This window comes from Dyella sp. 05T440, assembly GCF_056395965.1.
The window spans coordinates 119,573-138,795 of record NZ_JBFTKN010000010.1 but is presented as its reverse complement, the minus strand read 5'-3'; the positions used below and the strand labels follow the sequence as shown (position 1 = coordinate 138,795).

Here is a 19,223-nt window from a genome sequence, read left to right as displayed (position 1 = left end):
GAAAAGTGACTCGAGCGGCGGCAGCCGTTCGAAACGCCCGCCGCGTAGGCGGCACCCTGGCCCAAACGCGACAACCAGAAACCGAGGCTCTGGATGACCAGCCTTCGGCTGTTGAAAAGCGCCTCCGGCCTGCGCCGGGATGACGAACTAAAAAGAAAGGCGCAGCGATAAAGACTTAGCTGCCCAGCAGCCTCTCCATCACCCGCCCCACCGCCGCAAAAGCGAACGCGCCGGTGACATGCGTAGCAGCACCCAACCCACCACCACACGCCAGATTCAAAGCCTCCGTCCCATCCGCCACCGGCGGCCGCGTCCCACACACCGTCCCATCCGGCTGCGGATACTGCACGTTCTGCAGCGAATACACCGCCGACACACCAAAGTAGCGATCTGGATTCTTGGGAAAATTGAAATCCTGCCGAAGCTTCTTGCGGATCAGACTGAACATCGCGTCGTGCTCCGTACGCGACAGATCGCGCACGCGGATCTGCGTCGGATCAGTGCGCCCACCCGCGGACCCCACCGTCACCATCGGCAGCTTGCGGCGACGACACCACGCAATTGCCTCCAGCTTCACGCGGAAGGCGTCGCAGGCATCGAGCACCACGTCGTAGCCGCGATCGAGCAGTTCATCGAGCGTGGACGTCGTGAGGAAACGTTCGATCGCGTCGATCTTGATGGCCGGATTGATCGCACGCAGGCGCTCCTCGATCACCTTCACTTTGGACTTGCCGAACTGGCCATCCAGCGCATGCAGCTGGCGATTGGTGTTGGAGACACAGATCTCGTCCGCGTCGATCAGCGTGAGATGGCCCACACCCGTGCGCGCCAGCGCCTCGGCGGCCCATGAGCCCACGCCGCCGATGCCGATCACGCAAACGTGACTGTGCATCAGCCGGTCGAGGCTGCCCACGCCATACAGGCGCTCCACGCCGGCGAAGCGCTCGCGCGGAAACGCCACACCCGCCTCATCGGCGGGCGGTGTGATGGGGTCTGCCACCGGAGCGGCGATTTCGGTCTGCATCGTTGGAGCCATGACAACACCTTGAAGTGACGCATTTTATCGGGAACTGTCCGCCGCTGCAGGGCTGCCGTTATGCTGGCGGCTTCACTCTGCGCCCACAGGGATCCACCCCATGCGTTCCGCCCTACTGCTCGTGCTCGGCCTGGTCATTGGCATCGTCGGCACCGTTTTCGCCATGAACGCGCTGCACGAGCACGAACCGTTCTCGCATACGGTGATGACCCTGATGTCCCACCATGCCGGCGCGCTCAGCGCCGCCGTGAAAACGCAGAAGTGCGACGCCGCGCAGGTGCAGCGGCATCTTTCCCGCCTGCTGGAAACCCAGTCCGACCTGGATGAGGCCTTCCCGGGCGTCGATCAACCGTTCAAGGACGAGGAAGCCAAGCTGCGCGAGAAGACTCAGGCGGCCCTGCAGGCGGCGCCTGCCGATTGCGCGGCGCTGGCGAAGGCGATCAAGCCCATTGGTGAAACCTGCCAGTCGTGCCATCAGCAGTATCGCTAGATCGCGGCGGTTTTCTGTGGGAGCGCACCCTGTGCGCGACTGAGCCTGACCGATGGCGTGCGTTCCAGTCGCGCACAGGGTGCGCTCCCACAAGAACAAGATTCCGTCCGATCAGATCTTTACCTTGCCGCGCAGGATCTGCCAGTACATCACCCAATCGCCGAGCAGGCTGTACAGCGGGTGGGTGAAGGTGGCCGGGCGGTTCTTCTCGAACACGTAGTGACCGATCCACGCAAAGCCATAGCCTGCCACCGGGGCCAGTAGCAGCCACCAACCATTGCCGGTGACGATGGCGGTGACGAGCACCGCCAGCACCAGCGTGCTGCCAACGAAATGCATGCGGCGGCACTGCACATTGCTGTGCTCGTTGAGATAGAACGGATAGAACTCGCGGAAGCTGGAATAGCCGGCCATGCGGATCGCCCTGGATGATTCCTGCTCAGCGTAAACCGCCCTGCCAGCCGATGCATGCGCGCATGCAGCATGCGGCGCATCACGCCGGCAGCGGGATGAACTCCTCTTCGTCGCCCACCACCTTGCCCATGCGCTGTGCCGCCCAGTCGGCCTTGGCCTGCTCGATGCGCTCGCGCGTGCTGGCCACGAAGTTCCACCACAGGTGGCGCTCGCCATCCAGCGGCGCACCGCCAAACAGCATCACGCGACTCTTGGTGCGCGCACGCAGCGGCGGCGAATCCGGGCCGGTCTGCACGGCGGCATGCATGGGCACGACGCTGACGCCGTCCCATTCCACTTCGCCGTCGACCACGCAGACACCGCGTTCCACGTGCTGTTCCGGCCAGGGCAGTTCGGCGCCCTCTTCCAGCGTCGCCTCGATGAAGAACATCGGAGCAAACACTTTGACGGGCGACTCCTTGCCGTAACCGGTGCCCGCAATCAGCACCAACTCAACTCCGGGCAGAGACAAGCGCGGCAGTTCATCGGCGCCGTGGTGATGAAACTCCGGCTCGACCTCGGCGTCCTTCTGCGGCAGCGCCACCCAGACCTGGATGCCATGCGTGCGAAATCCGCCGCCGCGTGCTTCCGGCGGGGTGCGCTCGGAATGCACGATGCCGCGGCCAGAGGTCATCCAGTTCACTTCGCCCGGGCGGATATCGGCAATGCTGCCGAGGCTGTCGCGGTGGCGGATCACGCCATCGAACAACCACGTCACGGTGGCCAGACCGATATGCGGATGCGGCCGCACGTCCATGCCCTTGTCGTCGAGAAAGGTCACCGGGCCCATGTAATCGAAAAACACGAACGGGCCCACGTGGCGCGCCTGCAAGACCGGCAGCAGGCGACGCACGTTGAAGCCGTCGCCCAGGTCGTGCACGCGTCCCTCGATCAAGATCGGTTGCTGTTCCATGGTGTCTCCTTACCAGGCGCGCTGGTATTGTTCCGGCGCGCTGATCGTCACGCCCAGTTCCTGTGCGGCACGACGCGGGAAATACGGATCGCGCAGGCTTTCGCGCGCAATCAAGACCACGTCGGCCGATCCTTCGTCGATGATGCGCGCCGCGTGTGTGGATTCGGTGATGAGACCCACGGCGCCCGTCGCGATGCCCGCATCGTGACGCACGCGCGCCGCAAACGGAACCTGGTAACCGGGCGACAGCGGAATCTTCACGTGCGGGATCAGGCCGCCGCTGGACACATCGATCAGGTCCACGCCCATCGACTTCACCTCGCGCGCAAGTTGCACGGTCTGCTCGACATCCCAGCCGCCTTCGCTCCAGTCCGTGGCGGAAACGCGCAGCCACAGCGGCAGATGTTCGGGCCAAACTTCGCGCACGGCCGTGATCACTTCGCGCACCAGGCGCGTGCGGTTCTCGAAACTGCCGCCGTATTCGTCGGTGCGATGGTTGCTCAGCGGCGAAAGGAACTGATGCAGCAGATAGCCGTGCGCGCCATGCAGCTCGATCAGCTGGAAGCCGGCCGCGGGCGCGCGCTCAGCCGCGGCGCGGAAGTCGGCAATCACCTTGGCAATGCCGGCACGATCGAGCGCCAGCGGCACGTGCCAATGCTGATCGAACGGTATGGCCGATGGCGCCACGGTCTGCCAGGCACCCGCATCGGCAGCCAGCGGACCGCCACCCTCCCACGGACGCATCGAACTGGCCTTGCGTCCCGCATGGGCCAGCTGCACGCCGGCGACGGCGCCTTGCGCCTTGATGAAGGCGATGATCGGCTGCCAAGCGTGCTGCTGGGCTTCGTTCCAGATGCCCACATCGCCGGCAGAAATGCGGCCCTCGGGTGAAATCGCGGTAGCTTCGGTGATCAGCAGACCGGCGCCGCCCACCGCGCGGCTGCCCAGATGTACGAAGTGCCAATCGTTGGGCAAGCCATCGGTGGCGGAGTATTCGCACATCGGTGCAATGACGAGGCGGTTGCGCAGCGACACGCTGCGTTGGGTGAACGGGGTGAAGAGTTTCATCGGCCTGCTCTGGGAGAGGGATCTGCCACACATGCCGGCACTCAACGCCCGGTTCAAGTACCCGAGTCGCCAGGTTGCGCCTGGAACCACTGAGCAATGTGTGCGGCGATGGCGTCGGGCATCTTCATCCAGCCGAAGTGATCGGCCTTGTCGTTGCCCAGGTCGCCGGCCGTGATTACTTGCTGAGTGTTCGGACTGCGCGGCATTTTCCCGAGCAACCATGACAGCGAGGCCTGCGGCACCAGCCAGTCGTCATGCATGCGCAATCCCAGTATCGGCAGCTCGAGCTTGCCCAACAGCGCTTCGAAATCGACCGGCATGCCCGCAGCGGCGTAGCGGCCTGTACGACCCGTGCGCGCCCAGTCGTCGATCAGCTGCCGCGCCTCGTTGCCGCCGAAGCCGATCCGACGTCCCGGCAAATGGCCGACCAAGCGCGCCAGCCACGGCGCCAACGCATAGGCCAGCCACAGCAGAGGCGCCAAAGGAAACTGACGCCAATACGGCGCCCCGCTCGCCACGACCAGCAGTCCTGCCACCTCCTTCGGATGCAGGCTCGCGTCGAGGGCGGCCATCTGTCCGCCCAGGCTGTGGCCGCCCAGCGTCAGGCGCGTCGAGGGCAGCGAGGCGCGCAGGACGGCCATGCCGGCGGGCAGGTCGTCTTCCAGCAGTTGTCGATAGCCCCAGTCCTCGTGCCGATCGGCCCGCTTGTTACTGGAACCGATGCCGCGCCATTCGTGGATGGCCACTGCTATACCACGCTCCGCCAGCCCCTGCGCCAGTGGCAGGTAATGCTTGGCCGCCACGCCCAGGGCCGGCAGCCAGTAGATCACCTGGGTCGCCTCAGTGGCGGGACGCTGCAATAGCAGTTCCGATCGCGCACCGTCGGCCGAGATAACGGGGAGCACATCGCAGGGAGGCAGTGCGGCGGAAACGAAAGAAGTGGCGGACATTCTTGGCACGCGTCGCAGGGAAGCGATGAAGGCTACGCCAATTCACGTGCGACTAAAAAGTCGCGGCAAAGAAAAGGCCGGCGAGCGCCGGCCTTTTCTTCATGCAGTAATGCTTTGATGAACTCAGGCGGGCGCCACTTCATCGGCTTGCAGACCTTTCTGCCCCTGCACCACCTTGAAACTCACCTTTTGCCCCTCTTTCAGGCTACGGAAACCTGAACCGCTAATCGCCCGAAAATGCACGAAGACATCCGGGCCGCTTTCACGGCTGATGAAACCAAAGCCCTTGGCGTCGTTGAACCATTTCACAGTGCCAACTTCACGATCCGACATGACTCACTCCGATCAACTCGATGCTGAGACAAGTCAGCCCCCCCTTTGGCCGACGGCTTACTGCGCATGCAGGGATCGGGGTGTAGCGATGTGGACTCATCAAGAGTCGCGCATCGGGCACGCACGTGACCGAGCAACCACAGTGAATCCAGCATAACGGATTTCTTTAATGCAAGTGAATGGCTTTAATCACTGCTTTTGATTTTCACATTTCAATGACATTTGCGAATAAAACAAAAAAGCCAGGCATTGCTGCCTGGCTTTTTCTTTGGCGTTTGAAACCGCCTAATACCGCTAGCTTATTACTGCGGGATCACTTCGTCGGCCTGCAGGCCCTTCTGACCCTGCACGACCTTGAAGGAGACCTTCTGGCCTTCCTGCAGGCTCTTGAAGCCATTGCCCTGGATCGCGCGGAAATGCACGAAGACGTCCGGGCCGTTGTCACGGCTGATGAAGCCGAAGCCCTTGGCGTCGTTGAACCACTTGACGGTACCGATCTGACGATCAGACATGTAAATCACTCCGTAGGATTTGAACAGACTCAGCCCGCACGACATGTGCAGGCCGGCTTACTGGTGTGCAAGGAAACCCTAGGGGTGAGGCGATGAGGCTAGATCGAGATCAGCGGCATCGGGTCACAAAACTCTGGTGACCCCAGCAAACACAGTGAGTGCATCATAACCGCTCCCAGGCTGTATTGCGACTGGTTCCATGCCTCAAAACCTGAATGAATAACCGTTAGGTCTTACAAAACGGTGTTTGATTTTCACGCCATCTTCGCATTTCATCTCGTCCCTTGGATGGGCAGAGCGACCCGCTCAACCCGCATCCCTCGCGCAGGAGTAGCTCCATGATGTTTCGCCACCACCGCCTCGCCCTGCTCGCCCTTGTCGCCGGCGGCGTGATACTCGGCGGCTGTTCCGATAAGCCCCAGACGCGCGCCACGACCTCCACCCACACCACGACGGCCCAACCGGCCAGCCACGCAACGGGAACGGCTGGCGCGACGACGGGCACGACTAAACCCCGTACTGGCACTGTGACCACCTCCGGTGGCAAACCGCTGCCCAACAGCACGGGTATTCCTGCCTGTGACGACTACCTGGCCAGCTATGTCTCCTGCCATGCCGTCGCCGGCGTCTATACGCCCGACCAGTTGCAGTCGCGCTATCAGGACATGCGCACCAGCCTGCTGCAGGATTCGGTAGACCCCAATACGCGTCCGCAACTGGGCGCTCGGTGCACGGCGCTGGCCAAGCAGCTGCGCGAAACGCTGCAAGGCAAGGCGTGCGCACCGGTCTCTCCGGCGGCGGGCAGCAGCGCGCACTGAGCTTTAGCGCAAAAGCGCACGCAGTGCGGCAGCGACAGAAGCCGGCCGACTGCGTGCGATTTTTACCTTGGGCGTGGCGTGCCACTGGGCCATGGCCCGGATGGCGTTGGCGACTTCCTCAAGCAAGCGTGGGGTCGCCTCGACATCGGGCTCAAGGAATAAGGCCTTGACCTCGAACACGCCCTCGCGACGATGTGCCTTCGCATCCAGCCGGCCGATCAATTGGCCGCGATGAAGAATGGGCAGCACGTAGTAGCCATAGCGCCGCTTGGGCGCCGGCACATAACACTCGATGGTGTATTCGAAACCGAACAAGGCCTCGGCACGCGCACGATCCCATACCACCGGATCGAACGGCGACAGCAACGTCGTGTGCGTCGCGCGCAGCTGGCCCGCCGCTGCCTGCGCGAGCGCGGCAGCATGATCGGGATGCACGTAGGCAGGCACATTCCAATCGGCCACCTGGACCATCAACAGCTCGCCTTCGGCCACCAGCGGCGCAAGCTCCTTGTCCGTCACCGCGGGTTTCAAGCGGTAGTAATCCGCGATCCAGCGCGCCTGCGTCACGCCCAGCGCGCGCACGCTGTCGAGGATGAAGCGGCGACGCAAGGCCTCGTGATCGAGTGCTAGCAGCGCGCGATCCAATGGCGGATCGAGTTTCGCCAGCACGCGTTCCTCAAGATCATAGACACGCTGGAAACGCTCCCGTCGCGTCACCATCAAGTCGCCCAGCGCAAACCACGCTTCCAGCCAGCGCTTTTCAGGTTTCCACGACCACCAGCCGCCAGCGCCCTTGGTCTCGCTTTCGAAATCCGCCGCGCGCGCGGCACCGTTGTCGCGTATGCGCGCCAACAGCGCATCCATGCCCTCGCGATGTTCGCGATGCATGCGATCGGCGTGCTTGTAAGCCCAATGCATCGCGCGCTGCCTGCGCCAGGCCTGATGAAGTGCGAGATCCGCCGACGGCACGAAGCACGCTTCGTGCGCCCAGCATTCGGCAATACGTCCGTTATCGAGCGCATCTTCCAGCCATTGCGGGTCGTAGTCACCCAGGCGCGAATGCAGCACGAGATAAGGACTGCGAGCGACGACATGGATGCTGTCGATCTGCAGCAGACGCATGCGCGTTATCGCATCGACCACATGCATGGGCTTGGCCCGCGATTTCGGCTTGCTGAGCAGACCCTGCGCCGCCAGGTGAAGACGCCTTGCCTGCGTCAGATTCAACGCCATGTGTGAGGCGGATGAAGGAACCGACAACGGTAACGATGACTTCACGTGATCACGATGCCTGTGTTGAGGCGGCATTTAGCCGTGCTTTGTTAGTTTGTATGCAGCGCGAAGGACATGCAGCGCGACATTGCAATCCATCACTGCCCCATCGCGCGCATCCGTTCACGAGCCACGCATTCTGGCATGGAGTCACGACGATGAAATCCCGCACACCTCTGATCGCTCTTGTTACCGCCGGTTCGCTGATGCTGGCGGGCACGGTGTTGGCGCAAGACCAGACCATGCCGACGCCTCCGCCCCCGCCGCCATCGCCGGCACAAACGATGCCTGCGCAACCGATGCCCACACAACCGACGCCTCCGCCGCCGACGCAGGTCATACCTGCAACGCAGCCGACGCCTCCGCCACCGCCGGGCGGTACGCAGGCCCAGACCGCCAGCGGTAATCAGCCGGTGACAATCAACTCCAGCGTTCCGCCGGTGAACGCAGGTCCGGCGCCGAGCTTTGAGCAGCTGGCCAATGGCAAGAAGTACATTTCCGAAAGCGATGCTTCGGCCTATCCGCTGCTGGCCAATGACTGGATCTATGTGGACAAGGGCCACGCCGGCCGCGTGAGCAAAGCTCAGTACGAGGCTTGGTTAAGCAACAACCGGTAAGATGAGGCAGTTCGGACGCGGGTCGTCGGCAACGGCGGCCCGCGTCGTCATATGCGATACAGGAAGCCGCTGGTATTCAGGCACTCCCCCGGCGCTGCGCTCCTGATCGCATGCCCGCCCAGGATGGAGCCTCACGATGCGACTCACTTCCCTGGCAGCCGTCTCGCTCACGCTTGGCCTGCCTTCCCTCGCTGCGCATGCGCAGAATCCCAGTCCGATGGACATCCGCGCCTGCACCGCCATCGAGACGGATGCACAGCGACTGGCTTGCTACGACCGCGCCACCGGACGCGACAATCTTCCGGCCGCGCAGAAGAAGAGCGACGCTGCTGCACAGGCACCGGCGCCGGCCACGTCGACGAGCCCCTCGAACAATGCTTTCGGTCATGAAGCGGCGCGCGTGGCGAGCACTAATCCCCAGGCCGCGGGCGCCGACAGCGCACAGGCCGCCTCGGACGTAAAGCCGCTCTCGCTGCTCGACAGCCGCTGGGAGCTGTCGCCCGAGAGCAAGCTCGGCACCTTCAATCTGCGCGGCTACAAACCAATCGTGGTGCTGCCCTTCTTCGCCAGCAGCAACCAGAACAGGGAACCGAGCAGCCCCAATCCGCTCAACACGGTCACCGAGCCTCAGCAGGTGGACAACATCGAGAGCAAGTTCCAGATCAGCCTGAAGACCAAGATCTGGCAGGGTGTGTTCGGTGACCAAGGCGATGTGTGGGCCGCGTTTACCCAGTCCTCGCGTTGGCAGGTCTACAACGAAAAGGAATCGCGCCCCTTCCGCGAGACCGATTACGAACCCGAAGTCATGCTGATGTTCAACACGAACTACCAGCTCGCCGGGTGGGACGGCAGACTGCTCGGCATCGGCCTCGATCATCAATCCAACGGACAATCCGATCCGCTGTCGCGCAGCTGGAATCGCGTGATGGGCTACGCCGGATTCGAGCGGCCCGGCTGGACCATCATGTTCCGGCCATGGTGGCGCATCCCCGAAGGCGGTCCGGACGACAACAACCCGGACATCGACAACTACATGGGTCGCGCGGATATGCAGATCATCCACGAATGGCAGGGCCAGGAATTCGGCCTGATGCTGCGCCATTCCTTGCGCGCCGGCAGCGAGAGCCACGGCGCGGCGCAGTTCACCTGGTCCTTCCCGGTGGCCGGCAATCTGCGCGGCTACATGGAACTGTTCAAGGGCTACGGCGAAAGCATGATCGACTACAACCACAATGCCACTTACCTCGGCATCGGCGTATCGCTGCTGGACTGGTACTAAAAACAAAAAAGCCGCGCACGGTGGGTGCGCGGCTTTCCGCATGCCATGGGGCGACGCTACAGCGCCCCATGTCACTGTTTTAGTGGTGGTGGCCACCTTCACCGTGCACGTGGCCGTGCGAGAGCTCTTCCTCGCTGGCTTCGCGCACGTCGGTCACTTCCACGTCGAAATGCAACGTCTGGCCGGCGAGCGGGTGGTTGCCGTCGATGTGCACCTTGTCGTTCTCGACCTTGGTCACGGTGACGTTGATGGCGCCTTGCGGGCCGCGGCCCTGGAACTGCATGCCCGGCTGGATATCGTCCACGCCCTGGAATGCCTCGCGCGGCACTTCCTGCACGAGCTCGGCGTGGTGCACGCCGTAGCCTTCTTCCGGCACCACGTCGACCTTGAACTGATCGCCGACCTGACGGCCTTCCATCGCCTTTTCCAGGCCCGGGACGATCTGGCCCACGCCCTGGAGGTACACGAGCGGCTCGCGACCCTGCGAGCTGTCGAGGACCTGGCCGGTGTCGTCGGTCAGCGTGTAATGGAAGGAAACGACGGAATGGTTGGCGATCTGCATGATGTTCTCTGAGTGGGGAGTGGCGCCGGCAGAGACCGGCACGAAACTGCAAGATTAACAGACCCCTTGTGACGATGCTGGCTAGGCGCAAGGCCACCGGATTGGCGATACTGCGTCCATGGTTTTCGAGAAACACGCTGCGGGCCGCTGGTCTGCCCTTTTCGGGCTGACCGTGGCGGCCTTGTCGCTGGCCAGCCCGGTGTTCGCCGCGGTGCAAAACCAGGTCGCCCCCACGGCGCCAGCCACCGTCCAGCCAACGCTCAGCGAGCAGATCGATGGGCTGATCAGCCAGCCGCGTTTTGCCGGCGCCGACTGGGGCATCGCCGTGATTTCGCTCAGCAACGGCCGCAGCGTCTACAGCCACCACGCCGATCAACTGTTCCAGCCCGCCTCGACCGCCAAGCTGTTCACGGCGGCCGTGACGCTGAGCGAGCTGGGGCCCGACTATCGCATTCCCACCCGCGTGGTGACGGGCGGCGAGATCCGCAACGGACGATTGGACGGGCCGTTGATTCTCTACGGCATGGGCGATCCCACGCTCGGTGTCGACGCCGCCACGCTGCACTGGGCCGATCAGCTCGCCGAGCAACTGGCGGCGCAGGGTCTGCGTCACGTCCATGGCGACCTGATCGCCGATTCGACTTATTTCGCGAGCCCCATGATGGGCACTGGCTGGGAAGCGATCGACCTGCAGAGCTGGTTCGCCGTGCCAGCCACTGCGCTGAGCGTGGGCGAAAATCAGGTCGACGTGACGGTGACCGCAGGCATCGGCGCCGGTGCGCCAGCCGAACTGCGCTTCGATCCCGCCAACGCGATTCCCAGCGTGGCCAACGAGGTGATCACCAGCGCCCAGCGCACGCACAACGACGTGAATCTGTATCGGGCGCCGGGCGATGGCGTGTTGTACGCGTTCGGCAATATCGCGGCGAAATCGCCCGCGCAGAATTACAAACTCGCCCTGCCCGACCCGGCCCAATACGCGGGCCGGCTGCTGCAGGAGGCGCTGGTGCGCCGTGGCATCCAACTCGATGGCAAGTTGCTCACGGTGCACTGGCCGCGCCGCGATACCTTCCTGCCAGCGCAACCTCGCACGCTGGCCGAAGTGCTGTCGCCGCCCGTCAGCGAGATCCTCGAGCGCGGCCTGAAGCGCTCGCAGAATCTCTACCTGCAAAACCTGTTGCTGCTGGCGGGCGTGAAGGCGCAGGCCGATACGGAGCAGCGCGAGGGCAGCATGGGCTTCGTCACCAGCGAACGCTGGGGCATACGCGCGTTGCATCAGCTGCTGGAGCAGATCGGCATCACGCCAGCGGCGAGCTCGATCGAGGAAGGCACCGGGCTGTCCCGCCGCAATCTGGCCACGCCCAATGCGATGGCCTATCTGCTGGCCTTCCTCGCCAGGCAGCCGTACGGACCGGCGCTGGTGGAAGCGCTGCCCATTGCCGGGGTGGATGGCACCTTGCAGTGGCGCATGCGCAACACGCCAGCCGAAAACAACGTGCACGCGAAAACCGGCAGCATGAGCTTTGTGCATTGCCTGGCCGGCTACGTCACCAGCGGCGATGGCGAACGGCTGGCATTCGCCATCATGCTCAACAACTACGATCCGCCGGCGGGGGCACCCAATGCCACCCGCGACATCGACCAGATCGCCGTGCTGCTGGCCGGCTCGCGCCATCCGGCCAGCACTGCCAGCTCTGCGCCGGCGGTGGCGACTCAGCCCGCCAACTGACGCTCGAGTTCCTTGCCGATCTTCTCCGGCGTATCGGTGGGGGCGTAGCGCTTTACCACCTGTCCGTCGCTGTTGACCAGGAACTTGGTGAAATTCCACTTGATCGATTCGCTGCCCAGGATGCCCTTGCCCTCGCTCTTGAGCCACTTGTAGAGCGGATGTGCGCCGTCGCCATTGACCTCGACCTTGGCGAACAGCGGGAAGCTCACGTCGTAGCTGGTGGAGCAGAAGTTGCGGATTTCCGCTTCGTCGCCCGGCTCCTGATGGCCGAACTGGTCGCAGGGAAAGCCCAGCACCATCAGGCCCCTCTCGCGATCGGCGCGCCACAGCGCTTCCAGCCCGGTGTATTGCGGGGTGAATCCGCACTTGGACGCCACGTTGACGATCAGCAGCGTCTTGCCTCGATAGTCGGCGAGCGAACGCTCGTTGCCGTCGATATCGCGGGCGGAGAAGTCATAGACGGAGGTCATGGCAGGCTTTCCTCGTTGAAAGGAGGCCAGTCTAGCCCCATGCAGCGTCACGGTGCCTTATGCTTGCCACCGCCGGGACCCCCGGGCAGCTGCCCGAGGCTCTCGCCTCCCCGGTTTCCCCGAAGGTATTCCGTGATCAGATTTCTGGATGTCCATAAGTCCTACCGTGTCGACGGAAGGGACGTTCCCGCGCTGCAACCCTTCAGTCTGGACATCGCCGATGGCGAAGTGTTCGGCATCATCGGCCACTCCGGTGCGGGCAAATCGACGCTTATACGTCTGATCAACCTGTTGGAGCGGCCCAGCGGCGGCCGCATCCAGATCGGCGACACGGAAATGACAGCGCTAACGGAATCGCAGCTGCGTCAGCAACGCCAGCGCATCGGCATGATCTTCCAGCACTTCAACCTGCTGTCGTCGCAGACCGTGGCCGAGAACGTGGCCTTCCCGCTGCGCCTGGCCGGCGAGCACGACATCGCGGCGATCCGCCAGCGCGTGGACGAACTGCTGGCACGCGTGGGCCTGACCGCGCATGCCGACAAGTATCCCTCGCAGCTTTCGGGCGGCCAGAAGCAGCGCGTGGGCATTGCGCGCGCCTTGGCCAACCGGCCGTCCATCCTGCTGTGCGACGAGGCCACTAGTGCGCTCGATCCGCAGACCACGGCCTCCGTGCTCGAGTTGCTCGCCGAGATCAATCGCGAGCTCAAGCTCACCATCGTGCTGATCACGCACGAGATGGACGTGGTGCGTCGCGTCTGCGATCGCGTAGCCGTACTCGATGCCGGGCGCATCGTGGAAAGTGGCGCCGTCGCCGATGTCTTCCTGCATCCGCAACACGCCACCACGCGCCGTTTCGTCAACGAGGCCTTGCCGGAGGAAGCCGCCGGCGAACAGATGCCGTTCGCGCATGTGCCCGGCCGCATCCTGCGCCTGTCGTTCCGCGGCGAGGCGACCTGGACACCGGCGCTGGGACGCGTCGCCCGCGAAACCGGCGTCGATTTCAATATCCTGGCCGGGCGCATCGACCGTATCAAAGACCTGCCCTACGGACAGCTCACGCTGGCCATGCAGGGCGAACGCGTGGATGACGCACTGGCCATTCTTCGCGAGTCCGGCATCGAAATCGAAGAAATCACCTCATCGCTGGAGAATCGCGCATGAGCGCTCCACTGCTGCAAACCCTGTTTCCGCATATCGACGACTGGGGCGAAATCGGTCATGCCTGCATCGATACGTTGTTGATGCTTGGCGGCTCGTTGCTGCTGACGATCGCGGTTGGATTGCCGCTGGGCGTGCTGCTGTATGTCACCGGCAAAGGTCAGCTGCGCGCGATGCCCAAGCTCTATGCGGTGTTGTCGCTGCTGGTGAATATCCTGCGTTCGATCCCCTTCATCATCCTGATGATCGTGCTGATGCCGCTCACCTATGTGCTGGTGGGCACCAAGCTAGGCATCCGCGGCGCGATCCCGCCGCTGGTGATTGGCGCGGCGCCGTTCTTCGCGCGCCTGGTGGAAACGGCGCTGCGTGAAGTGCAGCGCGGCGTGATCGAAGCGAGCCAGGCGATGGGCGCCAGCACCTGGCAAATCGTGCGGCATGTGCTGCTGCCCGAAGCGCGCGGCGGACTGATCGCCGGCATCACCGTGACGGCGATTGCGCTGGTCGGTTACACGGCCATGGGCGGCGCCATCGGCGCGGGTGGCCTGGGCGATCTGGCCTACCGCTACGGCTATCTCAGCTACAAATCGGACTATATGGTGGTCACCGTCGTGCTGCTGATCGTGCTGGTACAACTGTTGCAGATGGCCGGCGACCGCATCGTGGCGCGCTATACGCGGCGTTGATCGGGCGGTTTTGCATTCGGCGGTATGGACGGCTATGGTGTTGCACCGCATCACGCGTTCTCACCATATAACGAAGATGAATAAGCTCATAGCCGTCCTTTCCGCCCTGCTCATGCTGGCGGGCTGCTCGTCGCCCAATTCAGGCGGCGACGCCTCGACCAGCCAGAAGCTGGTGGTGGCCGCCACGGCAGTGCCGCACGCCGAGATCCTCAAGCAGGTCAAGCCGATCCTGGCCAAGCAAGGCATCGACCTGGAAATCAAAGTGTTCGCCGATTACGTCCAGCCCAATACGCAGGTGCTGGAGAAGTCGGTCGATGCAAATTATTTCCAGACCAAGCCCTACCTGGATGCGTTCAATCGCGAGCGTGGTACCAACCTCACCATCGTGACGGGCGTGCACATCGAGCCGTTTGGCGCTTATTCGCGCAAGCTCAAGTCGATCGACCAGTTGCCTGATGGCGCCTCGGTCACCCTGCCCAACGATCCCAGCAACAATAGCCGTGCGCTGCTGCTGCTCGCCAAGCACGGCCTGATCACGCTGAATGATCCGAGCAACGAGCTGTCCACGCAGAAGGACATCACGGCCAATCCCAAGCACCTGAAGTTCCGCGAGCTGGAAGCCGCCATGTTGCCGCGCACGTTGGACGAAGTGGACCTCGCCCTGATCAACACCAACTACGCGCTCGCAGCGGGACTCAACCCGACCAAGGACGCGTTGCTGATCGAGGACAAGGACTCGCCGTACGTGAACTACCTGGTCGCCCGTCCGGACAACAAGGACGACCCGCGCGTGCAGGCACTGGCCAAGGCGCTCACCAGCCCCGAGATCAAGGCGTTTATTGAGCAGAAGTACCAGGGCGCGGTGTTGCCGGCGTTCTGAAAAGCTCCCCTGTGGGAGCGCACCCTGTGCGCGACTGGCCTCGCCCGAACAAGGGTGGCGGCAGTCGCGCACAGGGTGCGCTCCCACACAGTACGGAAGGCCTTTAGCAGGTCACTGCTTCCGGATCGGCCGGAATCTCAAACACCCTGCGCAGATACGCTACATAGGCGCTGTCCTCGCACATGTTCTTGCCGGGCGTATCGCTGAGCTTGGCCACCGGCTGGCCGTTGCAGCGGATCATCTTGATCACGATCTGCAGCGGCTCAGGTCCCACATCGTTGGTCAGGTTGGTGCCCACGCCGAAGGCCAGCTGGCAGCGGCCGTGGAAGTGCTCGTACAACTGCATCACCTTGGGGATATCCAGCCCATCGCTGAAGACCAGCACCTTGGTGCGCGGGTCGACACGATTGGCGCGGTAGTGCGCCAGCACGCGCTCGCCCCAGGCAAACGGATCACCCGAGTCGTGGCGCGTGCCGTCGAACAGCTTGCAGAAATACATGTCGAAGTCGCGCAGGAAGGCGCTCAGTCCGTAGACGTCGGACAGGGCGATGCCCAGATCGCCTCGATACTCCCTCGCCCAGGTTTCCAGCGCCGCCACCTGCGAATCGCGCAGCCGTGGACCCAGCGCCTGGTGGGCCTGCAGGTATTCATGGGCCAGCGTGCCCAGCGGCGTCAGGCCGAGCTTCCAGGCGAGCCACACATTGCTGGTGCCGGTGAGCTGCCGCCCCAGTCCATCGCGCAAGGTAGTGACCACTTCCTCCTGCCATGCGCGTGAGAAGCGGCGACGCGTGCCGTAGTCGGCGATACGGCAATCCTGAAAGCCTTCGGTATCGCGCAACAACGCAATCTTTTCGCGCAGGCGGCGGCGTCCTTCGTCCAGCGAAAGGCCGGGCTGCGTATGGCGGAAATAGACTTCGTTGACGATCGCCAGCAAGGGCACTTCGAACAGGATGGTGTGCAGCCATGGGCCGCGGATATGGATCTCGATCTCGCCGGGTCCGTCCTGCGCCGGAACGATCTCCACATACTTCGCATTGAGCTGGAACAGCCCCAGGAAGTCGACGAAATCGCTCTTGATGAAACGCCAGGTGCGCAGGTATTCCAGTTCCGCCGGCGTGAAGCGCAGCGAGCACAGCGCTTCCAACTCCTGGCGGATCTCGTCGATATAAGGCGTGAGGTCGATGCCGGGGTTGCGGCACTTGAATTTGTATTCGACCTGCGCCGCGGGATAGTGATGCAGCACGACCTGCATCATGGAGAACTTGTACAGATCGGTGTCGAGCAGGGAGGAAACGATCATCAGTCGCTCACGCGGCGCGGGGAGAGCTGGATTATCCTCGCCCGATGGTGGTCGCGGCGAGTCGGCGGCGAACCGCGGGCAAATAAAAACCCCGGTAGCCAGGGGAGGGGCTACCGAGGTTTTGTCAGGCCGGTCCATAACAAAGAGGGGAAAAGGACCGACCCCTCAGTGGCGCGATACAGCTGCACCACTTCTTGTCGCCGTCACGGCGATACGTATGCTTAGTGTGGCCGGCTCGGCGCTAGTTCAAGCGCCTCGTCAGTTTCGTTCAGCTTTTGGCAAGCTGGGCGCGCCCGCCTACCATCGGCGGCTTATTCCGAGGGAGCATCGCCCGATGGTTCGCCTGCTACAACGCCTGTGCCTGCTTGCCCTGGCCGCCGCCCTGCCCCTACATGCCGCCGAACTCACGGTCGACCTGGGCCATGGCAGCAAGACCTACAGCACCGCCCAGCTGCTGGCGCGCAGCGATGCCCGCGACGTGGCCATTCCGGCTGATGTCGCCTTCAAACGCCCCATGCGCTATCGCGCCGTACCGCTGAAAGCGCTGCTGGAAGGCGTATCGCCTGACGACACCCTGCAATTCACCGCCTCCGACGGATTCGCCGCGCAAATCTCAGCGGCGCTGATCATCGGCGCCCACGGTTCGGAGGCCTGGCTGGCGGTCGAGGACCCCGCCCACCCGTGGCCGACGCTGGCCGAGATCAAGGGCGATGCGGGACCCTTCTACGTCGTGTGGACCCATCCGGACGCCATGAAGATCGGACCGGAGCAGTGGCCGTTCCAGCTGGCCTCCATCCGCCGCCAGCCGCCCGTGGCCGAACGCTTCCCCGCGATCCGGCCCGATCCCGCCCTTAAGCCCGGCAGCCCGGTACAGCGCGGCTTCGTGGTGTTCCAGCACACCTGCTTTGCATGTCACACGCTCAACGGCCAGGGCGATGCCAAGCTGGGGCCGGATCTCAATATTCCCCATAGCCCGACGGAATACCTGCGCGAGGATCTGTTCCGCGCGTATATCCGCGACCCGCAATCGCTGCGTCGCTGGCCGCAGGCGCGCATGCCCGGTTTTGATCGCAAGGCGCTGTCCGATCAGGATCTGGACGACTTGCTGGCCTATCTGCAACACATGGCTGGGCGCAAGTCGCACCCCTAAGGGGAAGGCGCAATCGATGGCTGCCCGGTCGAATCCAGCCACTGCTGCAGCGAACGTTGCCGCTGTTGGTACGGTTGCCGGGCAAACTCGCGCACGCTGGCGTAGAACGCCGGCCACTGCCCTTCCGCATGACGGAACAGCGCGAGGAACACCGGCGTCCAGCGATCGTAAATGCCGAACGGCAACAGCCGCGCGTTATTGATCGGGCCATTCACCCAGGCGTCGTAGCGATGGTCGCCCGGCCAGTCCAGGTCGCGCCACTGCGCGTAGCGCACGCGGAAGTCGTCGATGGTCTGCTGCTTGCCCGCCGCCATGGCCTTCTCGTCCACGCCGCTGGCGTAGAGCGCCTTCAGGCGGTCGCGCAGATCCATCACCAGCCAGGTGAAGCCGTCGTCCATGGTCTTCTCGCGGGCGTTCTGCGCGGGCAATCCGCGTGACTGGCGCCATTGGCGCAGGCCCTCCTCCTGCACGAAGCTGGCAAAGGACTCGTTGAACGAACTGTCGTCCTTCACGTAGATCAGCTGGTGCGCGAGCTCATGGAAGATGGTGCCCGCCAGCTCGTCGTCATCCCAGCGCATCATGCTGCTGAGGATGGGATCGGAGAACCAGCCCAGCGTGGAATACGCCGGCACGCCGCCCACGTAGACGTCGTCGCCCTGTGCCTCCAGTCGCAACGATTCAGCCTTGGCCTTGTCCTTGGAAAAATAGCCGCGATAGGCCACGCAACCGGCAAAGGGAAAGCAGTGCTGGATCGGCGAGATGGAAAAGCGCGGCGTCGCGAACACGTTCCAGACCACATAGGAACGGTTGAGCTTCACGTAGCTGGTGTAGCTGCGGTTATCCGGCAGATCCAGGCGATCGGTAGCAAATTGGCGCGCCTGCTGGGCCAGCTGCAGACGCTTGCGGATTTCGGCATCGGTCGAGGGATCGCGCAGCACCTCGCGCACGTCGCGGCGGCTCATCACCAGCTCGCTCTGGCCCTTGGCCACGTGCGCGTAGTAATCGACGGTGCTGCAGGCACAAAGCAACAAGCCCATCGTCACGGTGACGATGGGCCTGAGGATGGCGGGGATGATCGGCACGAAGCGTGGCAACGTCATGCCGCGATTGTGCCGCTATTTCAGTGGCCGTGACCGCCGTTCCAGCCGCCGTGGCCGCCATTGCCGTGGCCACCGCTCCAGTTGCCTCGGCCTCCGCGGTAATAGCCGTTGCCGCCGCGGTAATAACCGCCGCCGCGATAGTACCCACCGCCGCGGTAATAGCCTCCGCGGTAGCCGCCGTAGTAGCCACCAATGCCGATGCTCACGGCCGGGCCATAACAGCAGCCGTAACCGTAGTAGCCATAGCTCGGGTAGTAGTAACCGGGGTAGTAGCCGTTGCTATAGGTGACGCCGGTACCGTAGTAGGCGTCGCCGCCGCCGGTAGCGACTGGACGTGTGTAGCTGTAGCCAGGATCGTAGTAACAACCGGATAGCGCTGCGGTGGCAACCGCCAAGGCGAGACCGGCAAGCACGCGTTTCATGACGTAAGGCCTTCAGGGGGAAGACAGC

General features: G+C 63.6%; 22 protein-coding genes. 9 read left to right on the top strand and 13 right to left on the bottom strand.

What is annotated here, in order from left to right; translation table 11 throughout:
• Window positions 1-175: 175 nt before the first annotated feature.
• Window positions 176-1,024 carry a tRNA threonylcarbamoyladenosine dehydratase gene (locus AC1DE1_RS14370; RefSeq protein WP_441605130.1) on the bottom strand — a complete coding sequence of 283 codons (849 nt, stop codon included), beginning with the start codon at window positions 1,022-1,024 and terminating at the stop codon, window positions 176-178.
• A 112-nt stretch (window positions 1,025-1,136) separates the two neighbouring features.
• On the opposite strand from AC1DE1_RS14370, the gene AC1DE1_RS14365 reads away from it, so the two are divergent.
• On the top strand, window positions 1,137-1,526 hold the full coding sequence (locus tag AC1DE1_RS14365; protein WP_477176348.1) for a cytochrome c: 390 nt from the start codon (window positions 1,137-1,139) through the stop codon (window positions 1,524-1,526).
• A gap of 111 nt (window positions 1,527-1,637) precedes the next feature.
• On the opposite strand, the gene AC1DE1_RS14360 is transcribed toward AC1DE1_RS14365, so the two are convergent.
• The 6 genes from AC1DE1_RS14360 to AC1DE1_RS14335 all read right to left on the bottom strand — a co-directional run bounded on the left by AC1DE1_RS14360 (window position 1,638) and on the right by AC1DE1_RS14335 (window position 5,755).
• Entirely contained in the window at window positions 1,638-1,940 is a 303-nt protein-coding gene (locus AC1DE1_RS14360) for an Mpo1-like protein (RefSeq protein WP_477176347.1), read from the bottom strand.
• Between the two features lie 79 nt (window positions 1,941-2,019).
• Window positions 2,020-2,892 carry a pirin family protein gene (locus AC1DE1_RS14355; RefSeq protein ID WP_477176346.1) on the bottom strand — a complete coding sequence of 291 codons (873 nt, stop codon included), beginning with the start codon at window positions 2,890-2,892 and terminating at the stop codon, window positions 2,020-2,022.
• A gap of 9 nt (window positions 2,893-2,901) precedes the next feature.
• A complete protein-coding gene (locus tag AC1DE1_RS14350; RefSeq protein WP_477179119.1) occupies window positions 2,902-3,960 on the bottom strand; it encodes an NADH:flavin oxidoreductase/NADH oxidase in 1,059 nt (352 codons plus the stop codon).
• 53 nt (window positions 3,961-4,013) lie between these two features.
• Complete coding sequence (locus tag AC1DE1_RS14345; RefSeq protein ID WP_477176345.1) at window positions 4,014-4,910, bottom strand: alpha/beta hydrolase family protein; 897 nt, start codon at window positions 4,908-4,910, stop codon at window positions 4,014-4,016.
• A 123-nt stretch (window positions 4,911-5,033) separates the two neighbouring features.
• Window positions 5,034-5,243: a cold-shock protein gene (locus AC1DE1_RS14340; RefSeq protein ID WP_019465668.1), complete on the bottom strand. Its 210-nt coding sequence runs from the start codon at window positions 5,241-5,243 to the stop codon at window positions 5,034-5,036.
• 302 nt (window positions 5,244-5,545) lie between these two features.
• A complete protein-coding gene (locus AC1DE1_RS14335) occupies window positions 5,546-5,755 on the bottom strand; it encodes a cold-shock protein (protein ID WP_038616297.1) in 210 nt (69 codons plus the stop codon).
• A 338-nt stretch (window positions 5,756-6,093) separates the two neighbouring features.
• On the opposite strand from AC1DE1_RS14335, the gene AC1DE1_RS14330 reads away from it, so the two are divergent.
• Window positions 6,094-6,573 carry a hypothetical protein gene (locus AC1DE1_RS14330; protein WP_477176344.1) on the top strand — a complete coding sequence of 160 codons (480 nt, stop codon included), beginning with the start codon at window positions 6,094-6,096 and terminating at the stop codon, window positions 6,571-6,573.
• 3 nt (window positions 6,574-6,576) lie between these two features.
• On the opposite strand, the gene AC1DE1_RS14325 is transcribed toward AC1DE1_RS14330, so the two are convergent.
• A complete protein-coding gene (locus AC1DE1_RS14325) occupies window positions 6,577-7,806 on the bottom strand; it encodes a winged helix-turn-helix domain-containing protein (RefSeq protein ID WP_477176343.1) in 1,230 nt (409 codons plus the stop codon).
• Window positions 7,807-7,817: 11 nt separating this feature from the next.
• Between AC1DE1_RS14325 and AC1DE1_RS14320 the strand changes: the two genes are divergently transcribed.
• Window positions 7,818-8,462, top strand: coding sequence for a hypothetical protein (locus tag AC1DE1_RS14320; protein WP_477179118.1), 645 nt, complete (start codon window positions 7,818-7,820; stop codon window positions 8,460-8,462).
• 136 nt (window positions 8,463-8,598) lie between these two features.
• Entirely contained in the window at window positions 8,599-9,741 is a 1,143-nt protein-coding gene (locus tag AC1DE1_RS14315; protein ID WP_477176341.1) for a phospholipase A, read from the top strand.
• A gap of 79 nt (window positions 9,742-9,820) precedes the next feature.
• Here the strand turns inward: AC1DE1_RS14315 and AC1DE1_RS14310 are convergent, their stop codons facing one another.
• Window positions 9,821-10,303 carry an FKBP-type peptidyl-prolyl cis-trans isomerase gene (locus AC1DE1_RS14310; RefSeq protein WP_441605117.1) on the bottom strand — a complete coding sequence of 161 codons (483 nt, stop codon included), beginning with the start codon at window positions 10,301-10,303 and terminating at the stop codon, window positions 9,821-9,823.
• A gap of 118 nt (window positions 10,304-10,421) precedes the next feature.
• On the opposite strand from AC1DE1_RS14310, the gene dacB reads away from it, so the two are divergent.
• Window positions 10,422-12,032 carry a D-alanyl-D-alanine carboxypeptidase/D-alanyl-D-alanine endopeptidase gene (gene dacB / locus AC1DE1_RS14305; RefSeq protein WP_477176340.1) on the top strand — a complete coding sequence of 537 codons (1,611 nt, stop codon included), beginning with the start codon at window positions 10,422-10,424 and terminating at the stop codon, window positions 12,030-12,032.
• On the opposite strand, the gene AC1DE1_RS14300 is transcribed toward dacB, so the two are convergent.
• A complete protein-coding gene (locus tag AC1DE1_RS14300; protein WP_441605115.1) occupies window positions 12,017-12,502 on the bottom strand; it encodes a glutathione peroxidase in 486 nt (161 codons plus the stop codon). The genes dacB and AC1DE1_RS14300 overlap by 16 nt on opposite strands.
• A gap of 132 nt (window positions 12,503-12,634) precedes the next feature.
• On the opposite strand from AC1DE1_RS14300, the gene AC1DE1_RS14295 reads away from it, so the two are divergent.
• The 3 genes from AC1DE1_RS14295 (at window position 12,635) to AC1DE1_RS14285 (ending at window position 15,223) form a co-directional block, all read left to right on the top strand.
• Window positions 12,635-13,663, top strand: a complete 1,029-nt coding sequence (locus tag AC1DE1_RS14295) for a methionine ABC transporter ATP-binding protein (protein ID WP_477176339.1) — start codon at window positions 12,635-12,637, stop codon at window positions 13,661-13,663.
• Window positions 13,660-14,343 (top strand): methionine ABC transporter permease, encoded by a 684-nt coding sequence (locus AC1DE1_RS14290; RefSeq protein WP_477179117.1) that lies wholly within the window; start codon window positions 13,660-13,662, stop codon window positions 14,341-14,343. The genes AC1DE1_RS14295 and AC1DE1_RS14290 overlap by 4 nt, the downstream gene beginning before the upstream one ends.
• A 76-nt stretch (window positions 14,344-14,419) precedes the next feature.
• Complete coding sequence (locus AC1DE1_RS14285) at window positions 14,420-15,223, top strand: MetQ/NlpA family ABC transporter substrate-binding protein (RefSeq protein WP_477176337.1); 804 nt, start codon at window positions 14,420-14,422, stop codon at window positions 15,221-15,223.
• A gap of 103 nt (window positions 15,224-15,326) precedes the next feature.
• Here AC1DE1_RS14285 and pncB read toward each other — a convergent pair whose 3' ends face one another.
• The gene (gene pncB / locus AC1DE1_RS14280; protein WP_477176336.1) at window positions 15,327-16,523 is read right to left on the bottom strand and encodes a nicotinate phosphoribosyltransferase; all 1,197 of its coding nucleotides are present in this window, start codon (window positions 16,521-16,523) and stop codon (window positions 15,327-15,329) included.
• 334 nt (window positions 16,524-16,857) lie between these two features.
• Between pncB and AC1DE1_RS14275 the strand changes: the two genes are divergently transcribed.
• Window positions 16,858-17,673: a cytochrome c gene (locus tag AC1DE1_RS14275; protein ID WP_477176335.1), complete on the top strand. Its 816-nt coding sequence runs from the start codon at window positions 16,858-16,860 to the stop codon at window positions 17,671-17,673.
• On the opposite strand, the gene AC1DE1_RS14270 is transcribed toward AC1DE1_RS14275, so the two are convergent.
• On the bottom strand, window positions 17,670-18,773 hold the full coding sequence (locus AC1DE1_RS14270) for an aminopeptidase (RefSeq protein WP_441605109.1): 1,104 nt from the start codon (window positions 18,771-18,773) through the stop codon (window positions 17,670-17,672). The two genes, AC1DE1_RS14275 and AC1DE1_RS14270, sit on opposite strands and share 4 nt — an antisense overlap.
• 20 nt (window positions 18,774-18,793) lie before the next feature.
• Window positions 18,794-19,195, bottom strand: coding sequence for a hypothetical protein (locus tag AC1DE1_RS14265; protein WP_441605108.1), 402 nt, complete (start codon window positions 19,193-19,195; stop codon window positions 18,794-18,796).
• Window positions 19,196-19,223 lie beyond the last annotated feature (28 nt).